The 26,116-nt window shown below is 73.8% G+C and carries 22 protein-coding genes; 10 read left to right on the top strand and 12 right to left on the bottom strand.

Annotation, left to right across the window (positions count from 1 at the left end; all coding sequences use genetic code 11):
- The first annotated feature begins 278 nt into the window (after window positions 1-278).
- From ABT092_RS20590 to ABT092_RS20580, 3 genes are all read left to right on the top strand, one after another.
- Window positions 279-710 carry a DUF6643 family protein gene (locus ABT092_RS20590; RefSeq protein ID WP_351245859.1) on the top strand — a complete coding sequence of 144 codons (432 nt, stop codon included), beginning with the start codon at window positions 279-281 and terminating at the stop codon, window positions 708-710.
- A gap of 77 nt (window positions 711-787) precedes the next feature.
- Window positions 788-1,612, top strand: a complete 825-nt coding sequence (locus tag ABT092_RS20585) for an MOSC domain-containing protein (RefSeq protein WP_351245857.1) — start codon at window positions 788-790, stop codon at window positions 1,610-1,612.
- 181 nt (window positions 1,613-1,793) lie between these two features.
- Window positions 1,794-4,241, top strand: a complete 2,448-nt coding sequence (locus ABT092_RS20580; protein ID WP_351245855.1) for a right-handed parallel beta-helix repeat-containing protein — start codon at window positions 1,794-1,796, stop codon at window positions 4,239-4,241.
- A 25-nt stretch (window positions 4,242-4,266) separates the two neighbouring features.
- Here the strand turns inward: ABT092_RS20580 and ABT092_RS20575 are convergent, their stop codons facing one another.
- Window positions 4,267-6,699, bottom strand: a complete 2,433-nt coding sequence (locus tag ABT092_RS20575) for a hypothetical protein (RefSeq protein WP_351245853.1) — start codon at window positions 6,697-6,699, stop codon at window positions 4,267-4,269.
- A gap of 472 nt (window positions 6,700-7,171) precedes the next feature.
- On the opposite strand from ABT092_RS20575, the gene ABT092_RS20570 reads away from it, so the two are divergent.
- Window positions 7,172-8,026 (top strand): DeoR/GlpR family DNA-binding transcription regulator, encoded by an 855-nt coding sequence (locus ABT092_RS20570; RefSeq protein WP_351245851.1) that lies wholly within the window; start codon window positions 7,172-7,174, stop codon window positions 8,024-8,026.
- Window positions 8,027-8,091: 65 nt separating this feature from the next.
- Here the strand turns inward: ABT092_RS20570 and cds1 are convergent, their stop codons facing one another.
- Window positions 8,092-9,270, bottom strand: a complete 1,179-nt coding sequence (cds1, locus tag ABT092_RS20565; protein WP_351245849.1) for an L-cysteine desulfhydrase Cds1 — start codon at window positions 9,268-9,270, stop codon at window positions 8,092-8,094.
- A 232-nt stretch (window positions 9,271-9,502) separates the two neighbouring features.
- Here cds1 and ABT092_RS20560 point away from each other — a divergent pair, with 232 nt between their 5' ends.
- From ABT092_RS20560 to ABT092_RS20550, 3 genes are all read left to right on the top strand, one after another.
- Window positions 9,503-9,904, top strand: coding sequence for a hypothetical protein (locus ABT092_RS20560; protein WP_351245847.1), 402 nt, complete (start codon window positions 9,503-9,505; stop codon window positions 9,902-9,904).
- 274 nt (window positions 9,905-10,178) lie between these two features.
- Window positions 10,179-10,739 carry an ATP-binding protein gene (locus ABT092_RS20555; protein WP_351245845.1) on the top strand — a complete coding sequence of 187 codons (561 nt, stop codon included), beginning with the start codon at window positions 10,179-10,181 and terminating at the stop codon, window positions 10,737-10,739.
- Window positions 10,740-10,921: 182 nt separating this feature from the next.
- Entirely contained in the window at window positions 10,922-12,076 is a 1,155-nt protein-coding gene (locus ABT092_RS20550; RefSeq protein WP_351245957.1) for an NAD(P)/FAD-dependent oxidoreductase, read from the top strand.
- A 9-nt stretch (window positions 12,077-12,085) separates the two neighbouring features.
- Here ABT092_RS20550 and ABT092_RS20545 read toward each other — a convergent pair whose 3' ends face one another.
- The 4 genes from ABT092_RS20545 to ABT092_RS20530 form a co-directional block, all read right to left on the bottom strand.
- Window positions 12,086-13,321: an ROK family protein gene (locus tag ABT092_RS20545; protein ID WP_351245843.1), complete on the bottom strand. Its 1,236-nt coding sequence runs from the start codon at window positions 13,319-13,321 to the stop codon at window positions 12,086-12,088.
- A 133-nt stretch (window positions 13,322-13,454) separates the two neighbouring features.
- Complete coding sequence (locus tag ABT092_RS20540) at window positions 13,455-14,000, bottom strand: response regulator (RefSeq protein WP_351245841.1); 546 nt, start codon at window positions 13,998-14,000, stop codon at window positions 13,455-13,457.
- 115 nt (window positions 14,001-14,115) lie between these two features.
- Entirely contained in the window at window positions 14,116-14,988 is an 873-nt protein-coding gene (locus tag ABT092_RS20535; protein ID WP_351245839.1) for a class II fructose-bisphosphate aldolase, read from the bottom strand.
- Window positions 14,989-15,084: 96 nt separating this feature from the next.
- Complete coding sequence (locus ABT092_RS20530; protein WP_351245837.1) at window positions 15,085-15,972, bottom strand: SIS domain-containing protein; 888 nt, start codon at window positions 15,970-15,972, stop codon at window positions 15,085-15,087.
- Between the two features lie 167 nt (window positions 15,973-16,139).
- Between ABT092_RS20530 and ABT092_RS20525 the strand changes: the two genes are divergently transcribed.
- A complete protein-coding gene (locus tag ABT092_RS20525; protein ID WP_351245835.1) occupies window positions 16,140-16,919 on the top strand; it encodes a DeoR/GlpR family DNA-binding transcription regulator in 780 nt (259 codons plus the stop codon).
- A 133-nt stretch (window positions 16,920-17,052) separates the two neighbouring features.
- On the opposite strand, the gene ABT092_RS20520 is transcribed toward ABT092_RS20525, so the two are convergent.
- From ABT092_RS20520 to ABT092_RS20505, 3 genes are all read right to left on the bottom strand, one after another.
- Entirely contained in the window at window positions 17,053-17,448 is a 396-nt protein-coding gene (locus tag ABT092_RS20520; RefSeq protein ID WP_351245833.1) for a MarR family winged helix-turn-helix transcriptional regulator, read from the bottom strand.
- A gap of 245 nt (window positions 17,449-17,693) precedes the next feature.
- Window positions 17,694-18,359 carry a response regulator gene (locus ABT092_RS20515; RefSeq protein WP_351245831.1) on the bottom strand — a complete coding sequence of 222 codons (666 nt, stop codon included), beginning with the start codon at window positions 18,357-18,359 and terminating at the stop codon, window positions 17,694-17,696.
- A gap of 321 nt (window positions 18,360-18,680) precedes the next feature.
- A complete protein-coding gene (locus ABT092_RS20505) occupies window positions 18,681-19,883 on the bottom strand; it encodes a geranylgeranyl reductase family protein (RefSeq protein WP_351245829.1) in 1,203 nt (400 codons plus the stop codon).
- A gap of 199 nt (window positions 19,884-20,082) precedes the next feature.
- On the opposite strand from ABT092_RS20505, the gene ABT092_RS20500 reads away from it, so the two are divergent.
- Window positions 20,083-21,441 (top strand): dipeptidase, encoded by a 1,359-nt coding sequence (locus tag ABT092_RS20500; RefSeq protein ID WP_351245827.1) that lies wholly within the window; start codon window positions 20,083-20,085, stop codon window positions 21,439-21,441.
- A 60-nt stretch (window positions 21,442-21,501) separates the two neighbouring features.
- Here the strand turns inward: ABT092_RS20500 and ABT092_RS20495 are convergent, their stop codons facing one another.
- Window positions 21,502-22,539, bottom strand: coding sequence for an NUDIX hydrolase (locus tag ABT092_RS20495; RefSeq protein WP_351245825.1), 1,038 nt, complete (start codon window positions 22,537-22,539; stop codon window positions 21,502-21,504).
- Window positions 22,540-22,716: 177 nt separating this feature from the next.
- Window positions 22,717-23,700 carry an ROK family protein gene (locus ABT092_RS20490; RefSeq protein ID WP_351245823.1) on the bottom strand — a complete coding sequence of 328 codons (984 nt, stop codon included), beginning with the start codon at window positions 23,698-23,700 and terminating at the stop codon, window positions 22,717-22,719.
- A 78-nt stretch (window positions 23,701-23,778) separates the two neighbouring features.
- On the opposite strand from ABT092_RS20490, the gene ABT092_RS20485 reads away from it, so the two are divergent.
- Entirely contained in the window at window positions 23,779-24,879 is a 1,101-nt protein-coding gene (locus ABT092_RS20485; protein WP_351245821.1) for a LacI family DNA-binding transcriptional regulator, read from the top strand.
- A 92-nt stretch (window positions 24,880-24,971) separates the two neighbouring features.
- On the opposite strand, the gene ABT092_RS20480 is transcribed toward ABT092_RS20485, so the two are convergent.
- Window positions 24,972-25,541, bottom strand: a complete 570-nt coding sequence (locus ABT092_RS20480) for a DinB family protein (RefSeq protein ID WP_351245819.1) — start codon at window positions 25,539-25,541, stop codon at window positions 24,972-24,974.
- Between the last annotated feature and the right edge of the window lie 575 nt (window positions 25,542-26,116).

The raw sequence follows: 26,116 nt of genomic DNA, 5'->3' as shown, positions 1-26,116 counted from the left end.
ATTTCCGCGGAGCGTCGTCGAGGGGGCCGCAGCGGGGCCGGAGGAACTCCCGGATAAACGGAGGCGAACTCCGACCCCGGTGGGTGATCGCCTGGTCAACCGCGGGTAACCCTTTTGGCGTCGCTTTCTTTACGTGATCCCTACGTCACCGGACGAGCGATTTTCCCGGGTTTTAACGATTTCGCGGGAATTGAGGGATGATCAGACACCTCCGGCGCGGAAAACAACCCTCTTATCGGTCTCCCCAACCAGCACATCGTGGGCTTAACTTAGGTGCCATGACCTCCCCCCGCTCCACCTATGGCGGCGGTTACTACTCCGCGCCGTCCTTCCAGGACACTCCGATCTACGACTCCCTGGTCGCAGAGCGGGGCACGCCCCAGATCGCCCCGATCCGGGTGCCCGCCGCGTACGACACCGGCAGCAGTCATCTGCCCGCGCTCCCGTCCGCGCTCCCCGCGCTGCCCGCGGCCCCCTCGCCCCAGCAGTACCCCCCGCAGTACGGGTACGCACCGGCCGGCCAGCCCGCACCGCTCCAGCAGGCCGCCCCGTACCTTCCGCAGCAGGCGGTCGGGGCCCCCCGCGGCTACCCGGGCGCCCAGCCCCAGCCGCCGCGGCCGGCCCCGCCCACCGGCTACGAGGCGATGCGCCCGGCGGCCGCCCCGCGCCCCTACGACGATCCGCAGGCACGCCCCTACCGCGGCTACTGACCGGCGAGCGCGGGCCGTCCCCGCCGCGCCCCGGTCCTGCCCTCGGTCCGCGCCGAACGCCCTGGCAGGATGGGTGCATGGCGAATCCGGTGCTCTCCTCCCTCCACGTCTACCCGGTGAAGGCCGTCCAGGGCCACGCCCCCGACGAGGCGTCCGTGGAGCCGTGGGGACTCGCGGGCGACCGACGTTGGATGCTCGTCGACCACACGGCCAAGATGATCACCCAACGGCAGCAGGCACGGTTGGCGCTGGTCCACGCCGCGCTGCTGCCGGACGGCGCGGTCCGGCTGTCCGCCCCCGGGCAACACCCCCTGACCGTCCCCGTCCCCGCCGCTTCCGCGCGGACGCCGGTGCAGGTCTGGCGCGACGAGGTGAAGGCGGTCGCCGCCGACGAGGGGGCCGCCGCGTGGTTCGGGGCCTTCCTCGGCATCGACGTCCGATTGGTGCACATGCCGGACCCCGAGGTCAGCCGTCCCGTCGATGCCCGGTACGCCCGGGAGGGGGAGACGGTCTCGTTCGCCGACGGGTACCCCCTGCTGCTCACCAGCCTCAGCTCGCTGGACGCCCTCAACGCCCTAATCTCCCGGGGCGACCACCCCGAGGAGGGCCCGCTGCCGATGAACCGCTTCCGCCCCAACCTGGTCGTGGCCGACACCCCCGCGTGGGCCGAGGACGGCTGGACCCGCATAGCGATCGGCGAGGTCGCCTTCCGGGTCGCCAAGCCCTGCGGACGCTGCGCGGTGACCACCACCGACCAGTCAACCGCCGTCCGCGGCAAGGAACCCCTGCGCACCCTGGCCCGGCACCGCCGGATCGACGGGCAACTCGTCTTCGGGCAGAACCTCGTCCCCGAAGCCACCGGCACGCTCCGGATCGGCGACCCGCTGACCGTCCTGGGCTGACCCGCCGAACGGATCGCCCGAGGAGCCCCGTCGGGCCGTGCCCCGGACACCGCGCCACGGGTGGCCGACGGGCTCCCGCTCCGGTCAACTCGCCTGCTCCGCACACGCTACGGTGGACCGGTCGAGGTCTTCGGCACTCGCGACACCCGCGCATTCGACGAGGTGGGGACAGAACAACACCATGGCACAGGGCACGGTCCAGGTGACGCACACGGGCACATCGCGGTGGCGGCGCCGCACGGGCGAGTACGGCTCCTTGGCCGCCGCCCTGGAAGCCGCGGGGGACGGCGACGTGCTCACCGTCGCCCCCGGAACCTACCGGGAGAACCTGGTGATCCAGCGGGCGGTGACGCTCCGCGGGCCCGAGGGGGCACCGGGCTCGGTGCGCATCGCCCCCGTCGACGGGGTCCCGTTGACGCTGCGGGCACCCGCGGCCGTGCACGGACTGGTGCTGGAGGGTCAGGACTCCGCGGCCCCCGCGCTGCTGGTGGAGGAGTCGGTGCCGGAGGTCACCGACGTGCGGATCGTGACCCGTTCGGCGGTCGGCATCGAGGTGCGCGGCAACGCCCGCCCCACCGTGCGCCGTTGCTCCGTCGACAACCCCGCGGGCATCGGGATCACCGTCCTGGACGGCGGCGGCGGGGTCTTCGAGGACTGCGAGGTCGTCGCCGCCGGCCAGTCCGGCGTGGCCGTCCGCAGCGGCGGGCACCCCCGGTTGGAGCGGTGCCGGGTGCACCACTCCTCCGGCGCCGGACTGTCGGTGACCGGCGAGGGCTCGGCGCTGGAGGCCGTCGGCTGCGAGGTGTACGAGGTCAAGGGCTCCGGGGTGCAGGTGACCGGCCGGGCCACGGCCCACCTCACCGACTGCGATGTGCACCGCACCACCGCGGACGGCGTCACCCTGGACACCGACGCGGTGCTCACCCTCGCCGACTGCCGCATCCACGACGTGCCCGAGAACGCGGTGGACCTCCGCTCCCGGTCCGTCCTCACCCTGACCCGCTCCACCGTGAGCCGTTTCGGCCGCAACGGACTGTCCATATGGGACCCGGGCACCCGGGTGGACGCCAACCAGTGCGAGATCCACGACAGCACCGGCGACTACCCGGCGGTGTGGGTCAGCGACGGCGCCGCCGTCGTCCTCGACTCCTGCCGGGTGCGCGAGGTGCCCGACGCCCTGTTCGTGCTCGACCGCGGTTCCCGCGCGGACGTCGTCGACAGCGACCTCAGCCAGGTCCGCAACACCGCCGTCTCGGTGAGCGACGGCGCCACCGCCCAACTCGACGACTGCCGCATCCGGGAGGCGGCGACCGGCGCCTGGTTCCGCGACCACGGCAGCGGCGGCACGCTCTCCAACTGCACCATCGACGCCGTGCAGACCGGAGTGATCATCACCAAGGGCGCCGATCCCGCGCTGGAGCGCTGCACCGTCACCGCACCCGCCGAGGCCGGCTTCTACGTCTCGGCCGGCGGCCGGGGCACCCTCAGCGGCTGCCGGGTCAGCGACAGCGGCGGCTACGGCTTCCACGTGATAGACGGCTGCCGCACCACCCTGCGCAGGTGCCGCACCGAGCGCTGCGCCCGCGGCGGTTTCGAGTTCGCGGAGGACGGCCCGGTCGTGGAGGAGTGCGCCAGCGACGAGAGCGCGGGCCTGCGCGCCGTTGCCCCCTCCTCCGCCCCGTCGACGACGGTGCCCGCCGTCCGGGCGGTCGCTCCGCCGGCGCCCCCGGTGCGCCAACCGGTCGGTCTGCTCACCGGGGTGCCCGCCCCGCGGGCCGGCGCCCCGACCGGCGATCCCGCCCCGGCCGCGACACCGGTCCGGCCCGCGGAGGCCGTCCTCGGCGAACTCGACGCCCTCGTCGGCCTGGACGGGGTCAAGCGCGAGGTCCGGGCCCTCACCGACATGATCGAGGTCGGCCGGCGCCGCCAACGGGCCGGCCTGAAGGCCGCCTCCGCCCGACGGCACCTGGTCTTCACCGGCTCCCCCGGCACCGGCAAGACCACGGTGGCCCGGCTGTACGGCGAGATCCTGGCCGCACTCGGGGTGCTCGACCAGGGGCACCTGGTGGAGGTGTCCCGGGTCGACCTCGTCGGCGAGCACATCGGCTCGACGGCGATCCGCACCCAGGAGGCGTTCGAACGGGCCCGCGGCGGAGTGCTGTTCATCGACGAGGCGTACGCCCTGTCCCCGGAGGACTCGGGACGGGACTTCGGCCGGGAGGCCATCGACACCCTGGTCAAGCTGATGGAGGACCACCGGGAGGCGGTGGTGGTGATCGTCGCGGGCTACACCGTCGAGATGGAGCGATTCCTGACCGTCAACCCGGGCGTCGCCTCCCGCTTCTCGCGGACCATCTCCTTCGGCGACTACGTGCCCGAGGAACTGCTGCGGATCGTGGAGCAACAGGCCGAGGAGCACGAGTACCGGCTCGCCGAGGGCACCGGGCACGCCCTCCTCGACTACTTCACCGCCCTGCCGAAGGGCCCGGCCTTCGGCAACGGGCGGACCGCCCGGCAGACCTTCGAGGCCATGGTCGAACGGCACGCGGGGCGGGTGGCGCAGATCGTCGAGCCGTCCACCGACGACCTCACCCTGCTCTACCCGGACGACCTGCCCGCCCTGCCCTGAGCACCCGGGCGGGCCGGCCGTCGGGTCAGTCCGCCCGCTCCTGCGGCACCGGCCGGTGGTGACCCCGGTCCGTGCGGTGCCGGGGAGCGGGCACGACCGGCGCCTGCAAGCGGTCCAGCAACCGGGCGCGCGCCTCGGCGAACGCCGGATCGGCCTGGTACTGGAAGTGTCCGAGGATCGGCGCGGGCAGCGGGTGGCCGGGGGTGCGGCCGTAGGCGAGGGGGTCCTGCAACGGGGTGCCGTCCACCGCGCGGCCGTGTTCGCCGGCCAGCAGGACGGGACCCCCGATCGGGTCGGTACGCCGGTGGAGGTTGCGCCAGCAGTGCACGTCGCGGTGGAGTTCGGCGAGGGACTCGGGGCCGAAACAGGACGGGAACCAGCGTCCGTACAGGCGTTCCAGCGGCGAGCCGTAGGTGAGCAGGGCCACCCGCCCCCGGATGTCGGGGGCGAGTTGCCAGGCCGCCGCCGCGGCCAGCACGCTGCCCTGGGAGTGGCCGGAGAGGACGAGCCGACCCCGGGTCCGGCGGGTCCAGGTCTGCACCCGCCAGATGAGGTCCGGCACGGCGCGCTCCGCGTAGCAGGGCGGCGCGAACGGGTGGGCGGCGCGCGGCCAGAAGGTCCCCACGTCCCACAGGATGCCGATGGTGCGCCGGGCCTTCGGGTCCCGGTACGCGCGCCGGGCGCTCAACGCGAGCAGCAGGAACCCCGCGCCCGCCAGCCACGAACCCGCCTCCTGGGCCAACTCCACGGCTCGGGCGAGCGGTTCGGGCGCCGTCGACAGGGCGCGCCCCGGCGGCTCCCGGGTGACCCAGGCCCCGAGGAGGGCGCCCGCCCCGCACACCAGGGTTCCCGCCGCGAGCGTCCCGATGACGGCCGGTGCCCGGTCGGTGAGTTCCGCCCAGGACCGGGCGCGGGCGATGGCACGGGCCCGGTCGGTGTCCTCCGGTCCGGCCCGCGACGGATCGGCGGACGGCCGGTGTTCCTGTTCGTCCGGGTAGTCGGTGCGCACCCCGTCGACCTCCGTCCCGGTCCGGCGCACCGCCCCGACACCGAATCCCAACAGGACTGCCAGCACCACCAGCAACAACGGCACCAGCACCGCGGCGTGCCAGCCCAGCAGGACCGGCGGACCGCCGACGGCGGGGCCGGTGCCGACGTCCAGCCAGCTCGCGGCGCGCTGTGCGCCGCCACCGGCCAACACGCCGGCCAGGGCGCAGGCCACCACGGTCACCGCCGGGCCGGCGAGACCGCCCAGGACGGTGCGCGGTGCGGGCGCCGTGCGGTACAGGATGCGGGCGATGACCGCGAGCGCCAGGACCAGGGCCCACTGGACCACCATCAGCGCGCCGAACGCCTGGTCTCCCAGGAGGCGGCCCTCGGAGCTCCACCCCGGACGGGACCAGCTCGCGTATCCGGCCGACAGGACGAGCGCCCCGGCCGCCGCCACCGGCAGGAACCGCACCCGCGGCCCGTCGAGTTCACGGTCCAGCCGCCGTTCGCTGCGACCGCGGCGGCAGACCACGGCGCAGGTCAGCAGCGCCACGACCGCGATGATCGCGCCGACGGCGGCGCCGAGGAGGTCCAGCGCCGCGGGCCCGTCGTGGCGACGGTCGAAGCGGAGCGCCGGCGCGGTGATCGCGGCGGCCACCGTGAGCAGGGCGGCCGCGGTGTGCGCGGCCCTCAACCGGGCCACCAGCCGGCGCCCGTACCAGAATCCGGGTCGGGTCAGCGGACCCCGCTCGGCACCGGGGTCGGAACGCGGCTCCGGCTCCCGGGCGTCGGGCGGCCCGGCAGCGGGGTCCTCGTCCGGTTCCGGCGGTTCCTGGGATTCGTACGCCCGCCAGGTACGGCGGGAGAGGTACCAGAGCAGGACGGTGAGGGCGGTCGGGAGGAGCGCGCCGACCACCAGCCGCCGGCCCGGCGGGGTCCACCAACCGCCGGGCGAGAGCTCGGGCGAGAAGAACGCGAGCCAGGCCCGCTCCGCCGCGCAGTCGCGGACGCCCGCGCACTGCCAGGCCGCCAGGTCGAGGGCGACCTCGCAGACGGCGGCCACCAACAGCACGGTGAGGGTCAGTGCGGCCAGCCGGACGCACAGTGCGTAGGCGCGCACGGCCCGGGGGCGTCCCACGGCGGCGGGACGCATCCAGTGCGCCAGGTTCACGACCATGAACGGCAGCAGGAGCAACCACAGCGCTCGGGCACCGCTGCCGGAGGTGAGGTTCGACCAGACGTACGCCTCCGGCACCGGGCCCTCGCCCCGGTCGCGGCGGATCTCGGCGTCCAGGTCGTCCGCCCGGCGGTGGACGGCGGCGGTGTCGTCGCCGGTGACCCGGACGGTCCGGGGATCGTTCAGGAGCTCCGGGGCGCTGGCGCCCCCCACTCCGTGCACCAGGAGTTCCAGTGCGGTGCCGGCCGCACGGGATGACGGGTCCGACGGTTCTCTGCGAGCACGCTTCATACGCTTCCCCCGAGGCGTGTGTGTCCGTGTGTCGTCCTGTCAAGGATCGCGCGCGCCGGGGCTCCGTACACCTCTCCTCACGGAATCTCCCTCGTTGGTGGCGACGAACGGGCCGGAGGCGGCGGACGGGCGGCACCGGGTGCACCCGCGCCACGGCACCCGGTGCCCCGTGGGAGGATGGGCTCCGGGGCGCTCCGCGCTTCCCGGGAAGACGTCATGGCGTGAGCACCGAGCGGAGCCACATCGTCCGCTCCCGCCCCGCCGCCGCACCACCACCGGCCGGTCGGCACATCCGCGTTCCGCACCTGTCGATGACCGGCCCCCGGCCGCCCGCACGGTACGGTGCTCGCCACTCGTGGTGCACCGGGGCGGCCCGGTGCGCGGGCGTGGTGCGGCGCGACGACGAGTCAGGCGAGCAGAGCGAACCGGCACACAGTGAGGACGGACGAATGCCGAATGGGGCGGAGCGAGCGTGAGTGAGAACCAGAACCTCCTCGCGGAGCAGCGTCGGGCCCTGATCGTGGACGAGGTGCGACGCCGGGGCGGGGTCCGCGTCAACGAGCTCACGCGCAAGCTCGGCGTCTCGGACATGACGGTCCGCCGCGACCTGGACGCACTGGCCCGGCAGGGGGTGTTGGAGAAGGTGCACGGTGGGGCCGTGCCGGTGGTGGAGGCGAGCACCCACGAGCCGGGCTTCGAGGCGAAGTCGGCGTTGGAGCTCTCCGCCAAGGAGGACATCGCCCGCGCCGCCGCCGAGCTGGTGGCCCCGGGCACCGCCATCGCCCTCTCCGGCGGCACCACCACCTTCGCCCTGGCCCACCACCTCTTGGACGTACCGGAGTTGACGGTCGTCACCAACTCGGTGCGGGTCGCCGACGTCTTCCACGCGGCGCACCGCAACTCGGGCCAGCGGCAGGGGCTGGCGACGGTGGTCCTCACCGGCGGGGTGCGCACTCCGTCGGACTCGCTGGTGGGCCCGGTCGCCGACCAGGCCATCGCCGCGCTCCACTTCGACGTCCTGTTCCTCGGGGTGCACGGCATATCGGTGGGGGCGGGCCTGTCGACGCCGAACCTCGCCGAGGCCGAGACGAACCGGCGGCTGGTGCGCTCCGCCCGGCGCGTGGTCGTGGTGGCGGACCACACCAAGTGGGGCACCGTGGGCCTGAGTTCGTTCGCGTCACTCGACCAGGTCGACACCCTGGTGACGGACGCCGGGCTGTCCGCCGACGCCCGGTCGGAAATCGCCGAGGTGCTCCCGGAGTTGATCGTCGCCGGCGGCTCGGACGATCCGGTGGACGAGGCGGACGGACCGGGGAACGAGGGCTAGCACCGCAGGCGGCCCCCTGCGGGCGGACGTTCCGCAGAGGGGAGCGGCCGGGGCTCCCGGGCCGGCTAGGTCCACCGTCCGGTGGTGAGCAGGGCGTCGATCGCCTTCCGGTACGGGGCCACGTCCAGGCCCTGCTCGGCCAGCCAGTCGTCGGAGTAGTACTTGTCGAGGTAGCGGTCACCGGGGTCGCACAACATGGTCACGACACTGCCGGTACGGCCCTCGGCGACCAGTTCGGAGACGATCTTCAGGGCGCTCCACAGGCCGGTGCCGGTGGAGCCGCCCGCCTTGCGGCCGAGGGCGTCCTCCAGGGCCCGGACCGCAGCGACGGAGGCCGCGTCGGGGACCTTCATCATCCGGTCGACGGCCCCCGGGACGAAGCTGGGTTCCATCCGGGGGCGGCCGATCCCCTCGATCCGCGAACTCCGGTCGGTGGTGAGGTCCGGGTCGTCCGTCCGCCAGCCGTCGTAGAAGCAGGAGTTCTCCGGGTCGGCGACGCAGATCCGGGTGTCGTACTGCATGTAGTGGACGTAGCGGGCGATCGTCGCGGAGGTGCCGCCGGTGCCCGCCGTGGCCACGATCCAGGCGGGTTCCGGGTAGCGTTCCCGTTCCAGCTGACGGTAGATCGACTCGGCGATGTTGTTGTTGCCGCGCCAGTCGGTGGCCCGTTCGGCGTAGGTGAACTGGTCCATGTAGTGGCCGCCGGTCTTCCGGGCGAGGGCGGCGGACTCCTCGTACATGGTGCGGGGGTCGTCGACGAAGTGGCAACGGCCGCCGTGGAACTCGATCAGGCGGCACTTCTCGGCGCTGGTGGTCCGGGGCATCACGGCGATGAAGGGGACGCCGATCAGCTTGGCGAAGTACGCCTCGGAGACGGCCGTCGAGCCGCTCGACGCCTCGATGACCGGGGCTTTGGGCCTGATCCAACCGTTGCAGAGCCCGTACAGGAACAGCGAACGGGCCAGCCGGTGCTTGAGGCTTCCGGTGGGGTGGGTCGACTCGTCCTTCAGGTACAGGTCGATGCCCCAGGACTCGGGGAGCGGGAAGCGCAACAGATGGGTGTCGGCGGACCGGTTGGCGTCCGCCTGCACCCGGCGCACGGCTTCTTTCAGCCAGTCCCGGTACCCCGGATCGGAGCGGTCCGTGTCGAGCGTGGGGAGGGGGCCGACGACGAGTTCGGCAGCCGTCGGGGCATCGGGTGGGGACGACGGGTGGTGACGTTCTGTTGCTCGGGGGGTGCTCATCGTGTCTCGCGTCTCCTCCGTGTCCCCTCGCTCGGGGCACCGGTTGGACCGGCCTGTCCGGCAGGCTCTATGCCTCGATCATATGCGCCGTTTCATCCCGTCTCACCTGCATAAACACTGCTTGGGGCGACTCAAGGCCAAGCTTGGACGCGCTCTGGCGCAACTCGGTCGAAGGGGAGCACACTGCTGGTGCGGGGCGTTGTCCGTGCGGTGCGGAACGAGGGGCGGGATCATGGCGGCGGAGGCGGAGTTCACGGCACGGGGCGTGCGCATCGACAAGCGACGGCGCTCCCTCACCCGGGCCGGCCAGGTCCGGATCACGGACGGCCGGCTGGAGTTGCTCACCAGCTACGGCAGCGAGATCGACAGCGCGCCGGTGGCCACGGTGCGCGCGGGCACCTCCTGGTTCGCCTCCGGGGAGCGCGCCCACGCCGAGGTCAACGGCACCCGGTACGTGCTCACCATGGAGGGCGGGGAGCCGTCCCCGCACCCGGCGGAATCGGCCGTACCGGCTCCCGAGGACACCGCACCGGCGGCCGGGTCCACCGCCCGCCGGTTCGTGGAGGCGGTGCGTCGCGCGGGCAGCCGGCACGAGGGCTCCGCGAAGGGCCGCGACCTCCCCCCGTCGTGGTGAGGGCGGTCGGCGCTCCGGGACCGTCTGCGGATGCGCGGGCGTGCGCCCGTGCCGACCCGATGCCGTCACGCTCCCGGTGGTCGAGGCCACGGTGAGTTGCGCCGCCTGGCCCCATGCGTCACGCTGGTTTCACCTCAGGTAAGTCACTCAGGGTTTACCGGCGATGACGCTGCGAACCAGCCCGCCGGGTACGCAGCAGGCGGTGGTGGGTGAACCGCCCTGCTGGCATCGGTACTCCGTCCTCTTCCGGACCTCAATTCGGGGAGTCGTTGCCGTGATCAGCGAGCCAAGCAGGCACTGCACGGTGGAGCTACAGGCCCTGCCGTCCCGGATCGGCCAGATCCGTAGAATCGTCTCCGCCCAGCTGCGCTACTGGCATCTGGACGGACTGATCGACCACGCGTCGCTCGGCGTCACCGAGCTGCTGACGAACGTTCACCGCCACGCCCGCCCCGACAAGACCTGCACCGTCGAGGTGGCGTGGCTCCTCGACCGGCTGAAGGTGTCGGTGCGGGACCGGGATCCGCGGCTGCCGGAAGTCCGTCCGGCGGACCCCCTCGACACCTGCGGACGGGGGCTGGCGCTGATCGCCGCGATGAGCACCGACTGGGGCGCCCGGCCGCTGGGCACCACTGGCAAGGTCGTGTGGTTCACCCTCCCGGCCGCCGCGCCCTCCCCGGCCGCGGCATGGGAGCGGGCCGGCTGCGAAGCGGTGCCGCCCGGGGTGCCCGACGACTGGGCGGACCTCACCGTGGTGTCCGACCGCCCCGGGTGGGAGCGGGTCGGCGAGGTGCCCCGCGACCGGCCCGCGCCCGTCCACCCCGTACCGGGCTGACGGGCCGACAGCTCACCCTCGGACCACGCCCGGTGGGCGTGGCCCGGTGGACGGCGGTCCGCCCCGGGGCGACCATGGGGACGACCTCCCTCGCTCCGCCCGGGAAGGACCCGCCCTTGCCCACCGCCCCGCACCCGCACCCGTCCGCCCCGGCACCCACGGCGGTCGCCTCCGCGGCCCCGCTGCCGCGCCGGGCGTCCGTCGTCGTGATCGGCGGCGGGGTGATCGGCACCAGCATCGCCTTCCACCTGGTGGAGGCCGGGGTGCCGGACGTGGTGCTGGTGGAGCGCGGCGCCCTGGGCTCCGGCTCGACCTGCAAGGCGGCGGGCGGACTGCGGCTCTGCCTCTCCGACGAACCGGGCGTGCTGCTCGGGGCCCGCGGCATGGCTGCCTACGCGCGCTTCCCGCAGCGGCCCGGCCGGGAGGTCGGCTTGCGCCGGGCCGGTTCCCTGCTCCTGTTGTCCGAGCCGGACGACGTGCGCGCGTGCACCCGCGACGTCGCCCTGCGCCGAGCCCTCGGTGTGGACAGCCGGATGATCGACCCGGCGGAGGCGTCCCGGCTCTGTCCGCTGATCAGTACCGAAGGGCTGCTGGCCGCGGTCCATTCCCCCGACGACGGACAGTGCGCCCCCGAATCGGTGGTGCGGGGCTACGCGGACGCGGCACGCCGACGGGGAGCCCGGCTGTGCACGGGGGTGACGGTGCGGGACTTCGTGCACCGGGGCGACGAGATCCGTACGGTCGTCACCGATCGGGGCCGGATCGCGACGCGGGCGGTGATCTGCGCCGCGGGGGCCTGGGCCCGGGAGCTGGGCGCCCTGGTGGGGGTGGCGCTGCCGGTCGCCCCGGTGCGCGGACAGGTGCTGTGCACCGGCCCGATGCCCCGGCTGGGGAAGCTGCCGCGGCCGGTGCCGTTCACCGTGGACCGCAGCACCTCGCTCTCCTTCCACCAGGAGGGGCGGGGCCTGCTGCTCGGCATGTCCGAACCGGCCCGGGAGACGGGTTTCGACACCCGCTACTCCCCCGCCTGGCTGCCCGGGCTGGCCACGGCGCTGGCCCGCCGCGCGCCCGCGCTCCGCGGGCTGGGACTCGGCGGCGGATGGGCCGGGCTGTACGACATGAGCCCCGACGGCCGTGCGCTGGTGGGTCGGGCGACCGCGCCCGTCAACTTCCTGTACGCGACCGGGTTCTCCGGGCACGGAGTGCTCCAGGCGCCGGCCGTGGGGGAGGTCGTCCGGGACCTGTTCCTGGAGCGTGCGCCCGCCCTCGACGCGGGCCCGCTGCACGCCGACCGCTTCGCGCGCGGTGCGGCGGGGCGGTCGGCGTCCCGGGTCTGACCGGCGGGGTCAGGCGAGGGCGGCCAGCGGGTCGTCCAGGACGGGCTGCCAGGCCAGTTCGGCGGCGCCGACCAGGCTGTTGTGGTCCAGGACGCACGGCAGGATGGGGACCCCTCCGCTGCGTCCCCACAGGCTGCGGTCGGCGACGACCGCCCGCAGTCGTTCGGGATCCGCCGCGAGCAGCGACCTGTGCAGTCCGCCGAGGATGATCCGGTCCGGGTTGAGGATGTTCACCAGTCCGGCGAGACCGAGGCCGAGACGGTCGATCAACCGCTCGGCTGCGGTGCGGACCGCGACCTCGGCGTACCCGTCGCGGAGGAGTTCCTCCGCCTGCCGGAGGAGGGAGACCTCCGGCCCCGGGGTGCGGCCCGCCGCGGCGAGGAAGGCCAGCGGATTGGTCTCCACGTCCAGACAGCCGCGCCCCCCGCAGTGGCAGGGCCGTCCGTCCGGGTCCACCCTCAGGTGGCCGACCTCCAGGGCGAGGCCGGCGGAGCCGGTGTGCAGCTTGCCGTCGAGGACCAGGGCGCCGCCGACCCCGGTGTGTCCGGTGGCCACGCAGAGCAGGTCCCGGGCGCCCCGCCCGGCGCCGTGCCGGTGTTCGGCGAGCGCGGCGAGGTTGACGTCGTTGCCCGCGAGCGCGGGCCCGGTGATGCCCGCCGCGCGCACCCGCTCGGCGAACGCCTCCCGGACCGGGGCCCCCGGGGGCCAGGGCAGGTGCAGCGGGTTGAGGGCGGTGCCCTCGGGTTCGGCGACCGCGGACGGCACGGAGAGGCCGGCGCCGACGCAGCGCCGCCCGGCGGCGGCGAGCAGTTCCGCCCCGGCCGTGACGACCTGGTCGAGGACGTCGACGAAGCCCGCACCGACCGTTCCGCAGCCGGGCGCGGTGGCCACGAGGTGACCGCCGAGCCCGACGAGCGCGGCCCGGAAGCCGTCGGAGTGGACCTGCGCGGCGAGCACCACGGGCCCGTCGTCCGCGAGGTGGAGGCGGTGCGAGGGGCGGCCCTGGGAACCGCTGGCCGCACTGGGGTGGGAGTCCACCCTGATCAGTCCGAGGGATTCGAGTTCCGCGGCCACCGCGCCGGCGGTGGCCCGGGTGACGCCCAGTTCCGCGGTGAGGACGGCCCGGGTGGGTGCCCGGCCGGTGTGGACGAGTTCCAGCGCGGGGCCGAGTGCACCCCGCCCCCGTTCGAGCCGGGTGCGTGCGACCGCGTCGCCCGCTGACCTCGGTGCCGTCTTGCCGCTCATGGGGGCGAGTCTGTCATGATCGGCGCGCCTCGGGCCTCCGGCCCGGGGTGACCGGCTCCTGGTGCACGGGTGTCCGTGCCGGCGCGCTCCGTGGTCCGGGTCCGGGTCGCGGGCCCGGACCGCGGAGGCGGGTTCAGCCGCTCTGCGGGGCCGAGTCCGGTCGGAGCGGTAACTCCCGCGGGGCCGGCAGGATCGGGTCGGCGAGGTGCGGTCCGCGGGTCCGGGGCGGCACGGACACGGTCCGCGCCGGGGCCCGTGAGCGCAGGTCGCGCAGTTCGCCCTCCAGGGTGCGCAGTCGTTGGTGGGTACGGAAGAGGAAGCTCACCTTGGTGCGCAGGGCCCAAGGATCGACGGGTTTGGGGACGAGGTCCGCCACGCCGAGCCGGAACGCGGCGGAGGACAGGACCGCATCGGGTCCGAACCCGGTGACCAACACGATGGGTATGTACTGGGTCTGTTCGACCCGCCGCATGTAGCGGACGACCTCCAGGCCGCTGACGTCGGGGACCCGGAGGTCGAGCAGCAGCAGGCCGGTGTTTCCTCTCAGGACTTCCTTCAGTGCCGCGTCACCGCTCATGGCGCAGACGACGTCGTGAGTGAGCGGGGACAGCGCGCTCTCCAGCGCGTAGAGCGTGTCCTCATGGTCGGCGACGATGAGGATCTTGGCGTCTGACGGCATGCCGCATTCCCCTCGCTAGGGCCACTCAGCATATGCCCACCGCGACTGCGGGGATACTGAGCGTGCGACATCGGTCACGATCCCGTCCGGAACCCGGTCGTGCCCGTGCCCGGGCTCAGACGGCGGCGGGCGCGGGCGCCGAACGCAGTACGGTGATCAGCTCCCGTACGGTGGCCGCCATCGCCTCCCGGCCCACGCTCAGGTAGGTGCGGGTGTCGACGGCCTCGGGGTGCGCGGCGAGGAAGTCCCGGATGGCCAGGGTCATCGCCGCGTTCAGCGCGGTGCCCACGTTGACCTTGGCGATCCCCCCGGTGACGGCCCGGCGCAGTTCCTCGTCGGGCACTCCGGACGAACCGTGCAGGACGAGCGGGACCGCCAAGGCGCCGGCCAGGTCGGCCAGCAGGGCGTGGTCGAGGACGGCGGTGCGGCTGGTCATCGCGTGCGAGCTGCCGACGGCGACGGCGAGCCCGTCGACGCCGGAGTCGGCGACGAACCGCACGGCCTCGGCGGGGTCGGTGCGGGCACCGGGGGCGTGGGCGTCCAGCGGGGGTTCGCCGCCCTTCCCACCGACCTGCCCGAGTTCGGCTTCGACCCACAGCCCGCGCCGGTGGCCCCACTCCGCCGCGGCCCGGGTCGCGGCGAGGTTCTCGGCGTAGGGCAGGCGCGCCGCGTCGTACATGACGGAACTGAAACCGGCGTCATGGGCCCGGCGCAGCAGTTCGTCGCTCTGGACGTGGTCCAGGTGGAGTGCGACGGGGACGGCGGCGGCCTCGGCGGCGGCGACGGCGGCACGGGCCAGCGGGAGCAGCCGTCCGTAGCGGAACTTGACGGCGTTCTCGCTGATCTGGAGTACGACGGGGGCGTTCGCCGCCTCCGCTCCGGTGACGACCGCCTCCACGTGTTCCAAGGTGATGACGTTGAACGCGGCGACTGCGGAGCGGGCGGCGGCGGCCTGGGCGACGAGGTGGCCGGTTGCTGCGAGGGGCACGGGCCCCTCCTTTCCTGTTCGTTCGCTTGCTTCGGTCCGGCGGCGCCGGAGGACGCGCCGCCCCCGGGCGCGGATTCACGGGGGCGGCGCGCCCGGTCAGGGGGTGGTGGCGAGGATCACCGAGCGGCTGAGGTGACGGGGGCTGTCGGGGTCGAGTCCGCGGACCCCGGCGAGGGCGACCGCCAGGCGCTGTGCCCGCACGAGTTCGGCCAGCGGGTCGAGCGTGCCGGCCACCCACTGGCCGCCGGTGGCCCGGACCTGCTCGGCCAGGCCGTCCGGTGCCTCGCCGATCATCCAGGTGGCGGTGGACGCGGTGGTGATGCTGATCGGGCCGTGCCGGTACTCCATCGCCGGGTAGGCCTCGGTCCAGGCCAGGGCCGCCTCGCGCATCTTCAGTCCGGCCTCGTTGGCGAGGCCGACGGTCCAGTCGCGCCCCAGGAAGGTGAACTGGGTGCGGTCGACGAGCCCTTCCGGCAGCGGTTCGGCCAGGGCGGTGCGGGCGTCGGCGACCACGGCGTCCGTGTGCCGTCCGACGTGGGCGCGCAGCAGCGTCAGCGCGGTGGTGGCGAAGCGGGTCTGCACGACGGACTTCTCGTCGGCGAAGTCGAGGACCACGACCTCGTCGGCGGCGGCCATCACCGGGGTCTCGGGGTCGGCGGTGATCGCCGTGGTGCGGGGACCGCCGCGCAGTGCCGCGAGCAGTTCCAGTACCTCGCTGGTGGTGCCGGAGCGGGTGAGCGCCACGACGCGGTCGTAGCTGCGGTGGCGGGGGAACTCGGAGGCGGCGAAGGCGTCGGTCTCGCCCTGGCCTGCGCCCTCGCGCAGGGCGGCGGCGGCCTGGGCCATGAACAGCGAGGTGCCGCAGCCGACGAGGGCGACGCGCTCGCCGGGTGCCGGCAGCGCGGAGCCGTGCTCGGGGGCCAGTGCCGCGGCACGGGTCCAGCACTCGGGCTGGCTGTTCAGTTCGTTCTCGACATGGCTCATGCCGGCTATCCCTCTCCCTGGATGCTTGTTTTTGCAAGATACAGCCGAGTTTCAAGCATCTTCAAGCAATTCGGGCGGGTGAATCTGCGCTAGGGTCACCCCGACGAGTACGTCCGGCGTACCGGGCCGCACCGGGCGCCCCGGGGGAGACCGAACGGAGCATGCCGATGTCCCGCGACGCCCGCTGGAAGGCCCTGCTGGATCTCCTGGTGGAGCACGGGCGCCTCGACGTGGAAGAGGCCGCCACCGCGCTGTCGGTTTCGGCCGCGACGATCCGACGTGACTTCGACCAGCTGGCCGAGCAGCAGATGCTGGTGCGCACCCGGGGCGGAGCCGTGCTGCACGGCGTTTCGTACGAACTCCCCCTGCGCTACAAGTCGGCGCGCCGGGCGCCGGAGAAGCAGCGGATCGCGGAGGCCGCGGCGGGGCTGATCGCCCCCGGGGAGGCGGTCGGCCTCACCGGCGGCACCACCACCACCGAGGTGGCCCGGGCCCTCGCGGTCCGCCCCGACCTCGCCAGCGGCTCCCCCGCCCTGACGATCGTCACCAATGCGCTGAACATCGCCAACGAGCTGGCGGTCCGACCGCAGTTCAAGATCGTGCTGACCGGAGGTGTGGCCCGCCCCCAGTCCTACGAGTTGACCGGCCCGCTGGCCGACACGGTGTTGCGGCAACTCAGCGTGGACGTGGCGGTGCTGGGGGTCGTCGCCTTCGACGCGCTGCACGGCGCGGCGGCGCACCACGAGGGCGAGGCCGCCACCAACCGGCTGCTGTGCGAGCGGGCCGAGCGGGTGGTCGTGGTCGCCGACTCCAGCAAGCTCGGCACCCGGGCGTTCGCCCACATCCGGCCTGCACGCGGGGTGGACGCACTGATCACCGACCGGGCCGCCGACCCGGAGCAGGTGGCCCGTTTCGAGGAGGCGGGCATCACGGTCCTGGCGGTCTGACCTGCGGCCCCGCCCCGGTCACCTCCCTCAGGCTCCGCTCCGGGGCCCTCCGTCGCCGTGCCGGGGCCACGCCTCGCCGCCCGGGCTGCCCGCACCGGGGGGAGGCGGCGGACACAAGGGGACGGGCTCGCGCTCACGCCCCCCGCAGCGTCCGCCCGAGCACCGCGCGCTGCACCGGCAGTGCCCCCGCGTGCGTCTCCCGCCCCTTGGCCGTCAACCGCACCTGGACACCACGGCGGTCCCGCGCGCACATGCCGCGCTCCACCAGACCGTCTCTTTCCAGTCTGACGATCAGTCGGGACAGCGCGCTCTGGCTCAGGTGGACGCGCACCGCGATCTCCTGGATGCGGTGCGCGCCGACTCTGCCCGCTTCCTCGTACTCCGCGAGGACGTCGAGCACTTCGAAGTCGCTGACGCCCAGGCCATGTCGGTGGAGCTCCCGGTCCAACTCGCACATGGTGCGGGCGTGCAGCGTCAGGATCTCCCGCCAGCGGTCCACGAGGGGGTGTTCGGAGGACTTCACGGTCATGGCGGGCAACCGTAGCAGGGGGTGGGTGAGGGAGGAGCCCGCTTGCGAGGTCGGTTCGAGAGCTGGCCGATTCATGACCGCCGGGGCGCTTCTCCTGCACGACGCCACCGACCGACATCGTCCCCGTTGGGACGGGGGGAGCCCCCGGTGACCGGCGCCCGAGGGGCGCGATTGCGGATGAGAACTTCCTCATGCCGGAAACCGTCCCCGAAGCGGTTCCCCCCGCCGCGCCGGCCCGGCAGCCGCTACCCCGGCCAGCCGGGCCCCACGACCCCCGACTCGTAGGCGAGGAGGACGAGTTGGGCACGTTCCCGGACCCCCAGCTTCACCATCGTCCGACTGACATGGGTCCGGGCCGCGAGCGGACTGACGACCAGTCGACGGGCGATGTCCTCGTTCGACAGTCCCCTGCCCACCAAGGCCATCACCTCGCGTTCCCGATCGGTGAGCGAGGCCGACGAGACGGTCGCGGCCGATTCCCGGGAACGCGCGGCGAACTCCGCGATCAGCCGCCGGGTCACCGCGGGCGACAGCAGGGCGTTGCCCGCGGCCACCGTCCGCACCGAGCACACCAGTTCCTCCGCCCCGGCGTCCTTCACCAGGAAGCCGGAGGCCCCTGCGCGAATCGCCTCGAAGACGTACTCGTCCAGTGCGAAGGTGGTCAGCATGACGACCCGGGCGGCCCGTGCACGCGGGTCCCGCACCAGGCTCCGGGTGGCCGCGAGGCCGTCGAGCCGGGGCATCCGGACGTCCATGAGCACCACGTCGGGCCTCAGTTCCCGCACCCCGCGCACCGCCGCCTCCCCGTCGACGGCCTCGCCCACCACGGCGATGTCCGACGGTGCGTCCAACACCGCCCGGAGCCCCGCCCGCACCCGGGCCTGGTCATCGGCGAGCAGTACGCGGATCACTTGGCCCTCCCGGGGCGGCTCGACGGGCAGGGATCTGGCAGCACCAGCGGCAGGCTCGCGCCCACCCGGAACCCGTCGTCCGGCCGGGGTCCCGCTCCGATGGTCCCACCCCGTGCGGTCGCCCGCTCCCGCATTCCGGCCACTGGGCCACCGGCCCCGCACCCCCTCCGCGACCTCGCCGAACGCCGCCCCGCACCACCGGGAAACCGAGGCGCCCCGGCGTCCGCCGGCCGGGACGGGCGCCCCACCGTGCGCGGCCGGCTCAGCCGCTCCGGGGACGCCCGCGGCCGGCCCGGACGCAGAGCGCCCCCGCCCGTCCGCTCAGCGGTCCAGCGAGGACAGCACCCGACCCGCCACCGGATGGGTCCGGACGATCTCGCCGAGGGTGGTGGTGCCCCGGGTGATCCGGGTGAACGCCTTCCAGGCGGGGCGGAAACCGGTCAGCGCGGCGTGCAGCATCCCCGGGCGACGCTCGAACAGCCCCATCATCCGTTTGCCCACGCTCATCTCGACGCCGAGGCCCGCCTTCACGGCGAACGCGTAGTTGAGGGCCTGTCGCCGGGCGTCGACCGCGTCGTGCGCCTCGGCGATGCGCACCGCCCACTCCCCCGCGAGCCGTCCCGAGCGCAGGGCGAAGGAGATGCCCTCCCGGGTCCACGGCTCCAGCAGCCCGGCCGCGTCGCCGCAGACCAGCACCCGTCCCCGGGACAGCGGCGAGTCATCGCTGCGGCACCGGGTGAGGTGCCCCGAGGAGACGCTGGGCTCGAACCCGGCGAGCCCCAGTCGGGCGACGAAGTCCTCCAGGTAGCGCTTGGTCGCGGCGCCGTCGCCGCGGGCGGAGATGACCCCCACGGTCAGGGTGTCCCCCTTGGGGAACACCCAGCCGTAACTCCCGGGCAGGGGGCCCCAGTCGATCAGGACCCGACCCTTCCAGTCCTCGGCGACGGTCGGAGGAACCGGGATCTCGGCCTCCAGACCCAGATCGACCTGGTCGAGCTTCACCCCGACGTGCGCACCTATGCGGCTGGCACTGCCGTCCGCGCCGACGACCGCGCGGGCCAGGAGCGTCTCACCGCCCTGGAGGACGACCGCGACCGTCCGCCGGTCGGGCACCGCCGTGCCGTGCTGCTCGACCCGGGTGACCGTGGCCCCGGTGCGCAGCTCCGCGCCCGCCTTCTGCGCGTGCTCCACCAGTTGCTGGTCGAACTCGGGGCGGTTGATCAGACCGAACAGGGTGTGCCGGGACTTCCTGGTCCGGGCGAACCGCCCGTCGAGGGTGAAGGTGACCGCGTTCACCCGGTCCTGGAAGGGCAGGTCGAAGCCGGGGGGCAGCGCGTCGCGCGAGGGGCCGATGATGCCGCCGCCGCACGTCTTGTAGCGGGGCAGTTCGGCCTTCTCCAGCACCAGGACGCTGCGTCCCGCCACGGCCGCCGCATAGGCGGCGGAGGCCCCCGCGGGTCCCGCCCCGACCACGACCACGTCCCAGACGTGACGGGCCTCGTCCGAAGTGTTCTCGCTGCTCACGTTGGTCTACCGCTCCGATCCCACAGCTTGCCGCGCTTCCACCGGGCATCCTACGGCGGTCGTGGGCACTCGCTCCTGTGGGAGGATCGTCGGCGCCCGATACGTGCACACGATCGACACGGCACGGGCCGTCCCCGCAGCACCGCGGCACCCGCCCGTACCCCAGGCACCCGTACTCGCACCCACCAGGAGCGCGCCCATGTCCCCAGATCCGCTCGCCGCCACCGTCGCCTCGCTCATGCCGGGGGCCCGTGCGGACCTCGCCGAGTTGGTGGCCTTCCGCTCGGTCGCGGACTTCGCCCACTTCCCGAGGGAGGAGAGCGAGGCCGCCGCCCGCTGGATCACCGAGGCGCTGCGCGCCGAGGGCTTCCAGGACGTGGCCGTCCTCGACACGCCGGACGGCACCCAGTCGGTGTACGGCCATCTGCCCGGACCCGAGGGCGCGCCCACGGTCCTGCTGTACGCGCACTACGACGTGCAGCCGCCGCTCGACGCATCGGCGTGGCTGACCCCGCCCTTCGAACTGACCGAGCGGGACGGCCGCTGGTACGGGCGGGGCGCCGCGGACTGCAAGGGCGGCCTGGTCATGCACCTGGTGGCGCTCCGGGCGCTGAGGGCGAACGGGGGCGTCCCGGTGGGGGTGAAGATCATCGTCGAGGGCTCGGAGGAGCAGGGCACCGGCGGCCTCGAACGGTACGCCGAGCAGCACCCCGAACTGCTGCGCGCCGACAGCATCGTCATCGGTGACGCCGGCAACTTCCGGACGGGCCTGCCGACCGCGACGACCATCCTGCGCGGGATGACGCTGGTCCGGGTCGACATGGAGACGCTGGAGGGCAACCTGCACTCGGGCCAGTTCGGCGGTGCGGCCCCGGACGCCCTGGCCGCGTTGATCCGCGTGCTGGACTCGCTGCGCGCACCGGACGGGTCGACCACCGTGGACGGGCTCCCGGGCACGGGCGGTTGGGAGGGCATCGACTACCCCGAGGAGTCCTTCCGTGCGGACGCCCACGTCCTGGACGGGGTGGAGCTGATCGGCTCGGGCACGGTCGCCGACCGCCTCTGGGCCCGGCCCGCGGTGACGGTGCTGGGCATCGACTGCCCCTCGGTGGCGGAGGCGACGCCGTCGGTGCAGGCCCGGGCCCGGGCCCTGGTGAGCCTGCGGGTGCCGCCGGGCACCGACGCCGCCGAGGCGACCCGACTGCTGGCCGCCCACATCGAGGCCCGCACCCCGTGGGGTGCGCGGGTGCGGGTGGAGCAGGCCGGCGAGGGACAGCCGTTCCGCGCGGACACGTCCAGCCCGGCGTACGGGGCCATGGCCACGGCGATGGCCACGGCCTATCCGGGCCAGCAGATGCAGTTCGCCGGGCAGGGGGGCTCGATCCCGCTGTGCAACACCCTCGCCGCCCTCTACCCGCAGGCGGAGATCCTGCTGATCGGGCTGAGCGAACCGGAGGCCCGCATCCACGCGGCCAACGAGAGCGTCGCTCCACAGGAGTTGGAGCGGCTGGCCCTGGCAGAGGCGCTGTTCCTGACGGAGTACGCGCAGCAGGGCTGACCGCGGGCGCGGCGGGTGCGGTGTTCCTCTCCCGCACCCCCGCGCACCGCTTGCCGCCCGCTACACGGGGACGCCCGCCTCCAGGTACACGGCCGCCCCGCGCTCACGGGCGCGCAGCGCCCACAGGAGACGGGCGTACCGTTCGGGGGGCAACAGACCTTCCGCCTCGGCCTCGGTGACGAAGCGACAGTCCCGCAGTTCGGTGTCGGGCAGCACGAGGCGCTCCGTTCTCCCCCGGTCCAGACGGCCTCCGTCGAACAGCAGGCGCAGCCCGCCGTAGCGGGGCGGGGCGGGGGGTTCCCAGTCGACGAGGAGGAGCCGGGGCACGGCGTCGAGCCGGAGGCCGGTCTCCTCCTCCACCTCGCGCAGCCCGGCCCGGGCCGGCGCTTCGCCCGGCTCCACCACGCCGCCGGGGAACTCCCAGCCCGCCTTGTACGTGGGATCGACCAGGAGGACCCGGTCCCGGTCGTCGAAGAGGAGCACCCCGGCGGCCACGGTCTCGGCGGTGGGTTGCGGGGTCTGGACGATGTCGACGACGGGTGCGGCGTCCGTGCGGACCGCTTCCGCGATCCGCACGGCGGTCTCGTGCGGGCTCAGCCTGCCGTTGTCGACGAGGTGGGCGTCGGTGGCGAGCCAGTCGCCGAGGGCGGTCAGATAGGGCTCGACGTGGTCCCGGCTCCACTGACGGACGCGGGTCTCCCCGTCCTCCTCACCGGGCGGAACCTCCCGCTGGTCGATCCGTGCCCGCAGGATCGTTTCGGCCGGGGCGAGCACCACATGGCGCACCGGGATCCGCCGGGAGGCGAGCCCCCCGAAGACCTCGTCCCGGTAGTCCTGCCGGAGCAGGGTCATCGGCACCACCAGCACACCCCCGACCTCCGCGAGCAGGGCCGCAGCGGTGTCCACCACCAACCGGCGCCAGATCGCCAGGTCCTGGTAGTCGGTGACCTCGGCGAGGTGCTTGGGCGGCAGCAGCCGGGGCAGTGCGCCGCCGATCAACTCGGGGTCGAAGAGCATGCTGTTGGGGATCAACTCGATCAGTTCCCGTGCAGTGGTCGTCTTCCCCGCGCCGAATGCACCGTTGATCCAAACGATCACGGTTCCCCCTCTGATGTGTGGCCCCTGTGGCGTGCCCGCAACACCCTGCCACGGAAACCAGGATGCGCCGAGGGTGACCTACCCGCAGTTCAGACACCTATGACTGGCTCGGGGCGGAAGGCCCCGCTCCGCGCACCCCGGGTGCCCGCGGTGCCGATGCGGCCCGCAACAGGGCGGTCAGGGGGAGCCCGGACGGGGCCCGCCCCGGGGTGCCGGACCGAACTCCGCCGCGCCACCGGCGGCCAGGGCCGCTGCCGCCGCCCCGACCAGGCCGGCGTCCGTACCGAGCCGGGCCGGCACTACCGCGAGCCGCCGGACGAACGACAGCGCGGCGTACTCCGGCAGTGCACGACGCAGCGGTGCGAACAGCACCTCCCCCGCCCGGGCCACCCCGCCGCCGATGACGGCGACCTCGATCTCCACCAGCGTCGCGGTCGCCGCGATCGCGGCCGCCAACGCCCTGGCGGCCTGCCCGAACGCCGCGCGGGCCACCGGATCGCCGGCCCGGGCGGCGGCGGCGACCGCGGCGGCGGTCGCCCCGGTGCCCGGTGCCGGCCGCCAACCGTCGGTCAGAGCACGGTGGACGATGCCCGGTCCGCTCGCGAGCCGCTCCACGCAGCCGCGTCCCCCGCATGCGCACCGCTCGCCGTCCACGTCCACGCAGATGTGCCCGATGTGGCCCGCGTTGCCGGTGGGACCGGGGTGCAGTCGCCCGCCGAGCACCAGTCCGCCGCCGACGCCGGTGGACACCACCATGCAGAGCACATGGTCACGGCCACTGGCGGCACCCAGCCAGTGTTCGGCCGCCGTCATGGCCACTCCGTCGCCGACCAGGGTGACGGGCAGCTCCCCGGTCAGCGCCCCGAGCCGTTCCACCAGGGGGTACTCCCGCCACCCGGGGATGTTGACGGGGCTGACGGTGCCCGCCGCGGCGTCGACGGGGCCGGCGCTTCCGATGCCGACCGCTCGCACGGTCGGCCACGCCGGGGACCGGGTCAACTCCCCCAACGCCTCCGCCACCGCCTCCAGCACGGTCGCGCCGTCCGCCCCCTGCGGGGTGGGGCGCCGGGCCCGCGCCCTGATCCGGCCCCGGCCGTCCACCAGGGCAGCGGCGATCTTCGTTCCGCCGATGTCGAGCGCGGCGACGAGGTCGGTGTGCATCCGTGTCGGTCCTCCCGGGGCAGCCGTCCGAAGGGCGTGGGTCAGTTTCACCGGGACTGACAACGTTGTCCAGGCCCTATGCTCAACGCCACCCACCCGCCACGGCGACGTGACGACAGGACAGGACACCGCATAGTGACGGATATCGCCCGCAGCGCCGACACCCGATACGGCAATCGTCCGACCATGAAGGACGTGGCCACCCGTGCAGGGGTCGGTCTCAAGACGGTTTCCCGCGTGGTCAACGGCGAGCCGGGGGTGACCCCGGACACCGGGCGCCGGGTCCAGGAGGCCATCGACGCCCTGGGCTTCCGCCGGAACGACAGCGCACGGGTGCTGCGCAAGGGGCGCACTTCCACCGTCGGACTCGTACTGGAGGACCTCGCCGACCCCTTCTACGGTCCGCTGTCCCGCGCCGTGGAGGAGGTGGCCCGCGAACACGACGCACTGCTCATCAACGGCTCCAGCGCCCAGGACCCCGCACGCGAACGGGACCTGGCGCTCTCGTTGTGCGCTCGACGGGTGGACGGGCTGTTGATGATCCCGGCCGGTCAGGACCACCGGTACCTGGAACCCGAACTCAAGGCGGGCGTCGCCACGGTGTTCGTGGACCGTCCGGCGGGCGGGATCGAGGCCGACACCGTGCTGTCGGACAACTACGGCGGGGCCCGCGCGGGCGTGGCCCATCTGATCGCGCACGGGCACCGGCGGATCGGTTTCATCGGCGACCAACCGAGCGTCCACACGACGGAGGAGCGGTTGCGCGGCTACCTCGCCGCCATGGCGGACGCGGGGATACCCGTAGCGGAACCGTGGACCTCGCTCGGGCCGACCGCGCCCGAACGGGTCCGCGTCGCCGCCGAGGCCATGCTCACCGGGACCGAACCGGTCACGGCCCTCTTCACCGGCAACAACCGCGTGACCGTGACCGTCATCCGGGTCCTGGCCGGCTGGCGGCGTCCCGTGGCCCTGGTCGGGTTCGACGACGTGGAGCTGGCCGAACTGCTCACCCCCGGACTCACCGCGGTCGCCCAGGACGCCGCACGCCTGGGACGCATCGCCGCGGAACGGCTGTTCACCAGGTTGGCGGCGGGCTCGGCCCTGCCGCCCGAGCGGGTCGTGCTGCCGACCCGGCTCGTGGCCCGGGGCTCCGGGGAGATCCCCCCGGAGCCGGTCTAGGTTCCGTCTTCACAGGTCAGATCCAGAGCGTGATCGTCCACCCCGGCGAACCTCTGCGGTCACAGCACCGGGAACTCCCGCTTCCCGGTCCTTCATTGGCCCACCCGTCCGTCGACGCACTCGCGCAACAGGTCCGCGTGCCCACAGTGACGGGCGTACTCCTCGATCCTGTGCACCAACAGCTCCCGTATCGACACGGCGTCCTTGCCCACCCGTTCGCCGAGGTCCGGATACCGGGCCAGCAGGGCGTCGGTAGCGGCCTGTTCCCGCTCCAGGTCGCCGTACGCCGCGTCGACCACGGCCTGTTCGGCGACGGCTCCGTCGAAGTCGGCGTCCCGCTCGCCGTACAGCTTCGGCAGTGGGTCCCCCTCCACGATCCAGTTGCGCCAGTCGCGCTCCACCTCCGCGAGGTGCCGCACCAGGCCGAGCAACGACATGGTCGACGGCGGCACCGATCGGCGGGCCAGCTGCTCCGCGTCCAGGCCCTCGCACTTCATGCGCAGGGTGAGGCGGTAGTCCTTGAGGTAGTCCCGCAACGTCGCGAGCTCGCCGTCCGGGCCGGGGCCCGCGCTGTTGCGCGGATCGTCGTTCGGGTCCGCCCACATGTCGGGGTAGACGGTCGCTCGGGTCCATCGGGTGGGTCGATCACTCATGTAGCGCATGGTCACCCCCACCGGGGTGGACGCGCCACCGAGTTACCCCGTCCGCGCGGGGCGGACGGCCCGACGCCCCGCCGGGTCCCGCCGAACCGGTCGGCGGGGCCCGGCATGACGTCTCAGCGGAACAGGTTCCCGAAGAACGACTCCTGCACGGCGCGGCGGTAGCACGTGGGATTGCAGTGCCGCTTCCGGTACCAGCGCCGGAGTTGAACGATCCGCCGCCCGCAGAACGCACAAGGCGCGGTTCTGGCGCCCGTGTTCGTGTCGTCGTCCCCCATGCCGCAGAACGGTAGCGCCCGGACTTGCGTGGATGTCGACGAGGGCGTGTCGGAACGGCTACGGATCCGTCCCCGACGGGGCGGGGTCCGCGTGACCGTGGTGGTCGCGTGGGCCTCGCCCCTCGGGGTGTCCGCTTCCCGGCGCTGTGCCGTGCCGTGCTGTGCTGTGCTGTGCCTGCCGCCCCCGTGTGGGGTCGGGGGTGGCTCAGTCCTTGCGTCGGGTGATCTCTTCGGTGAGTTGGGGCAGGACGGTGAAGAGGTCGCCGACGACTCCGTAGTCGACGAGGTCGAAGATGGGCG

It is taken from the genome of Streptomyces sp. NPDC002490 (assembly GCF_040296045.1).
Classification (GTDB): Bacteria; Actinomycetota; Actinomycetes; order Streptomycetales; family Streptomycetaceae; genus Streptomyces.
The sequence above is the reverse complement of the archived record's forward strand: the minus strand, read 5'-3'. Positions and strand labels throughout refer to the sequence as shown.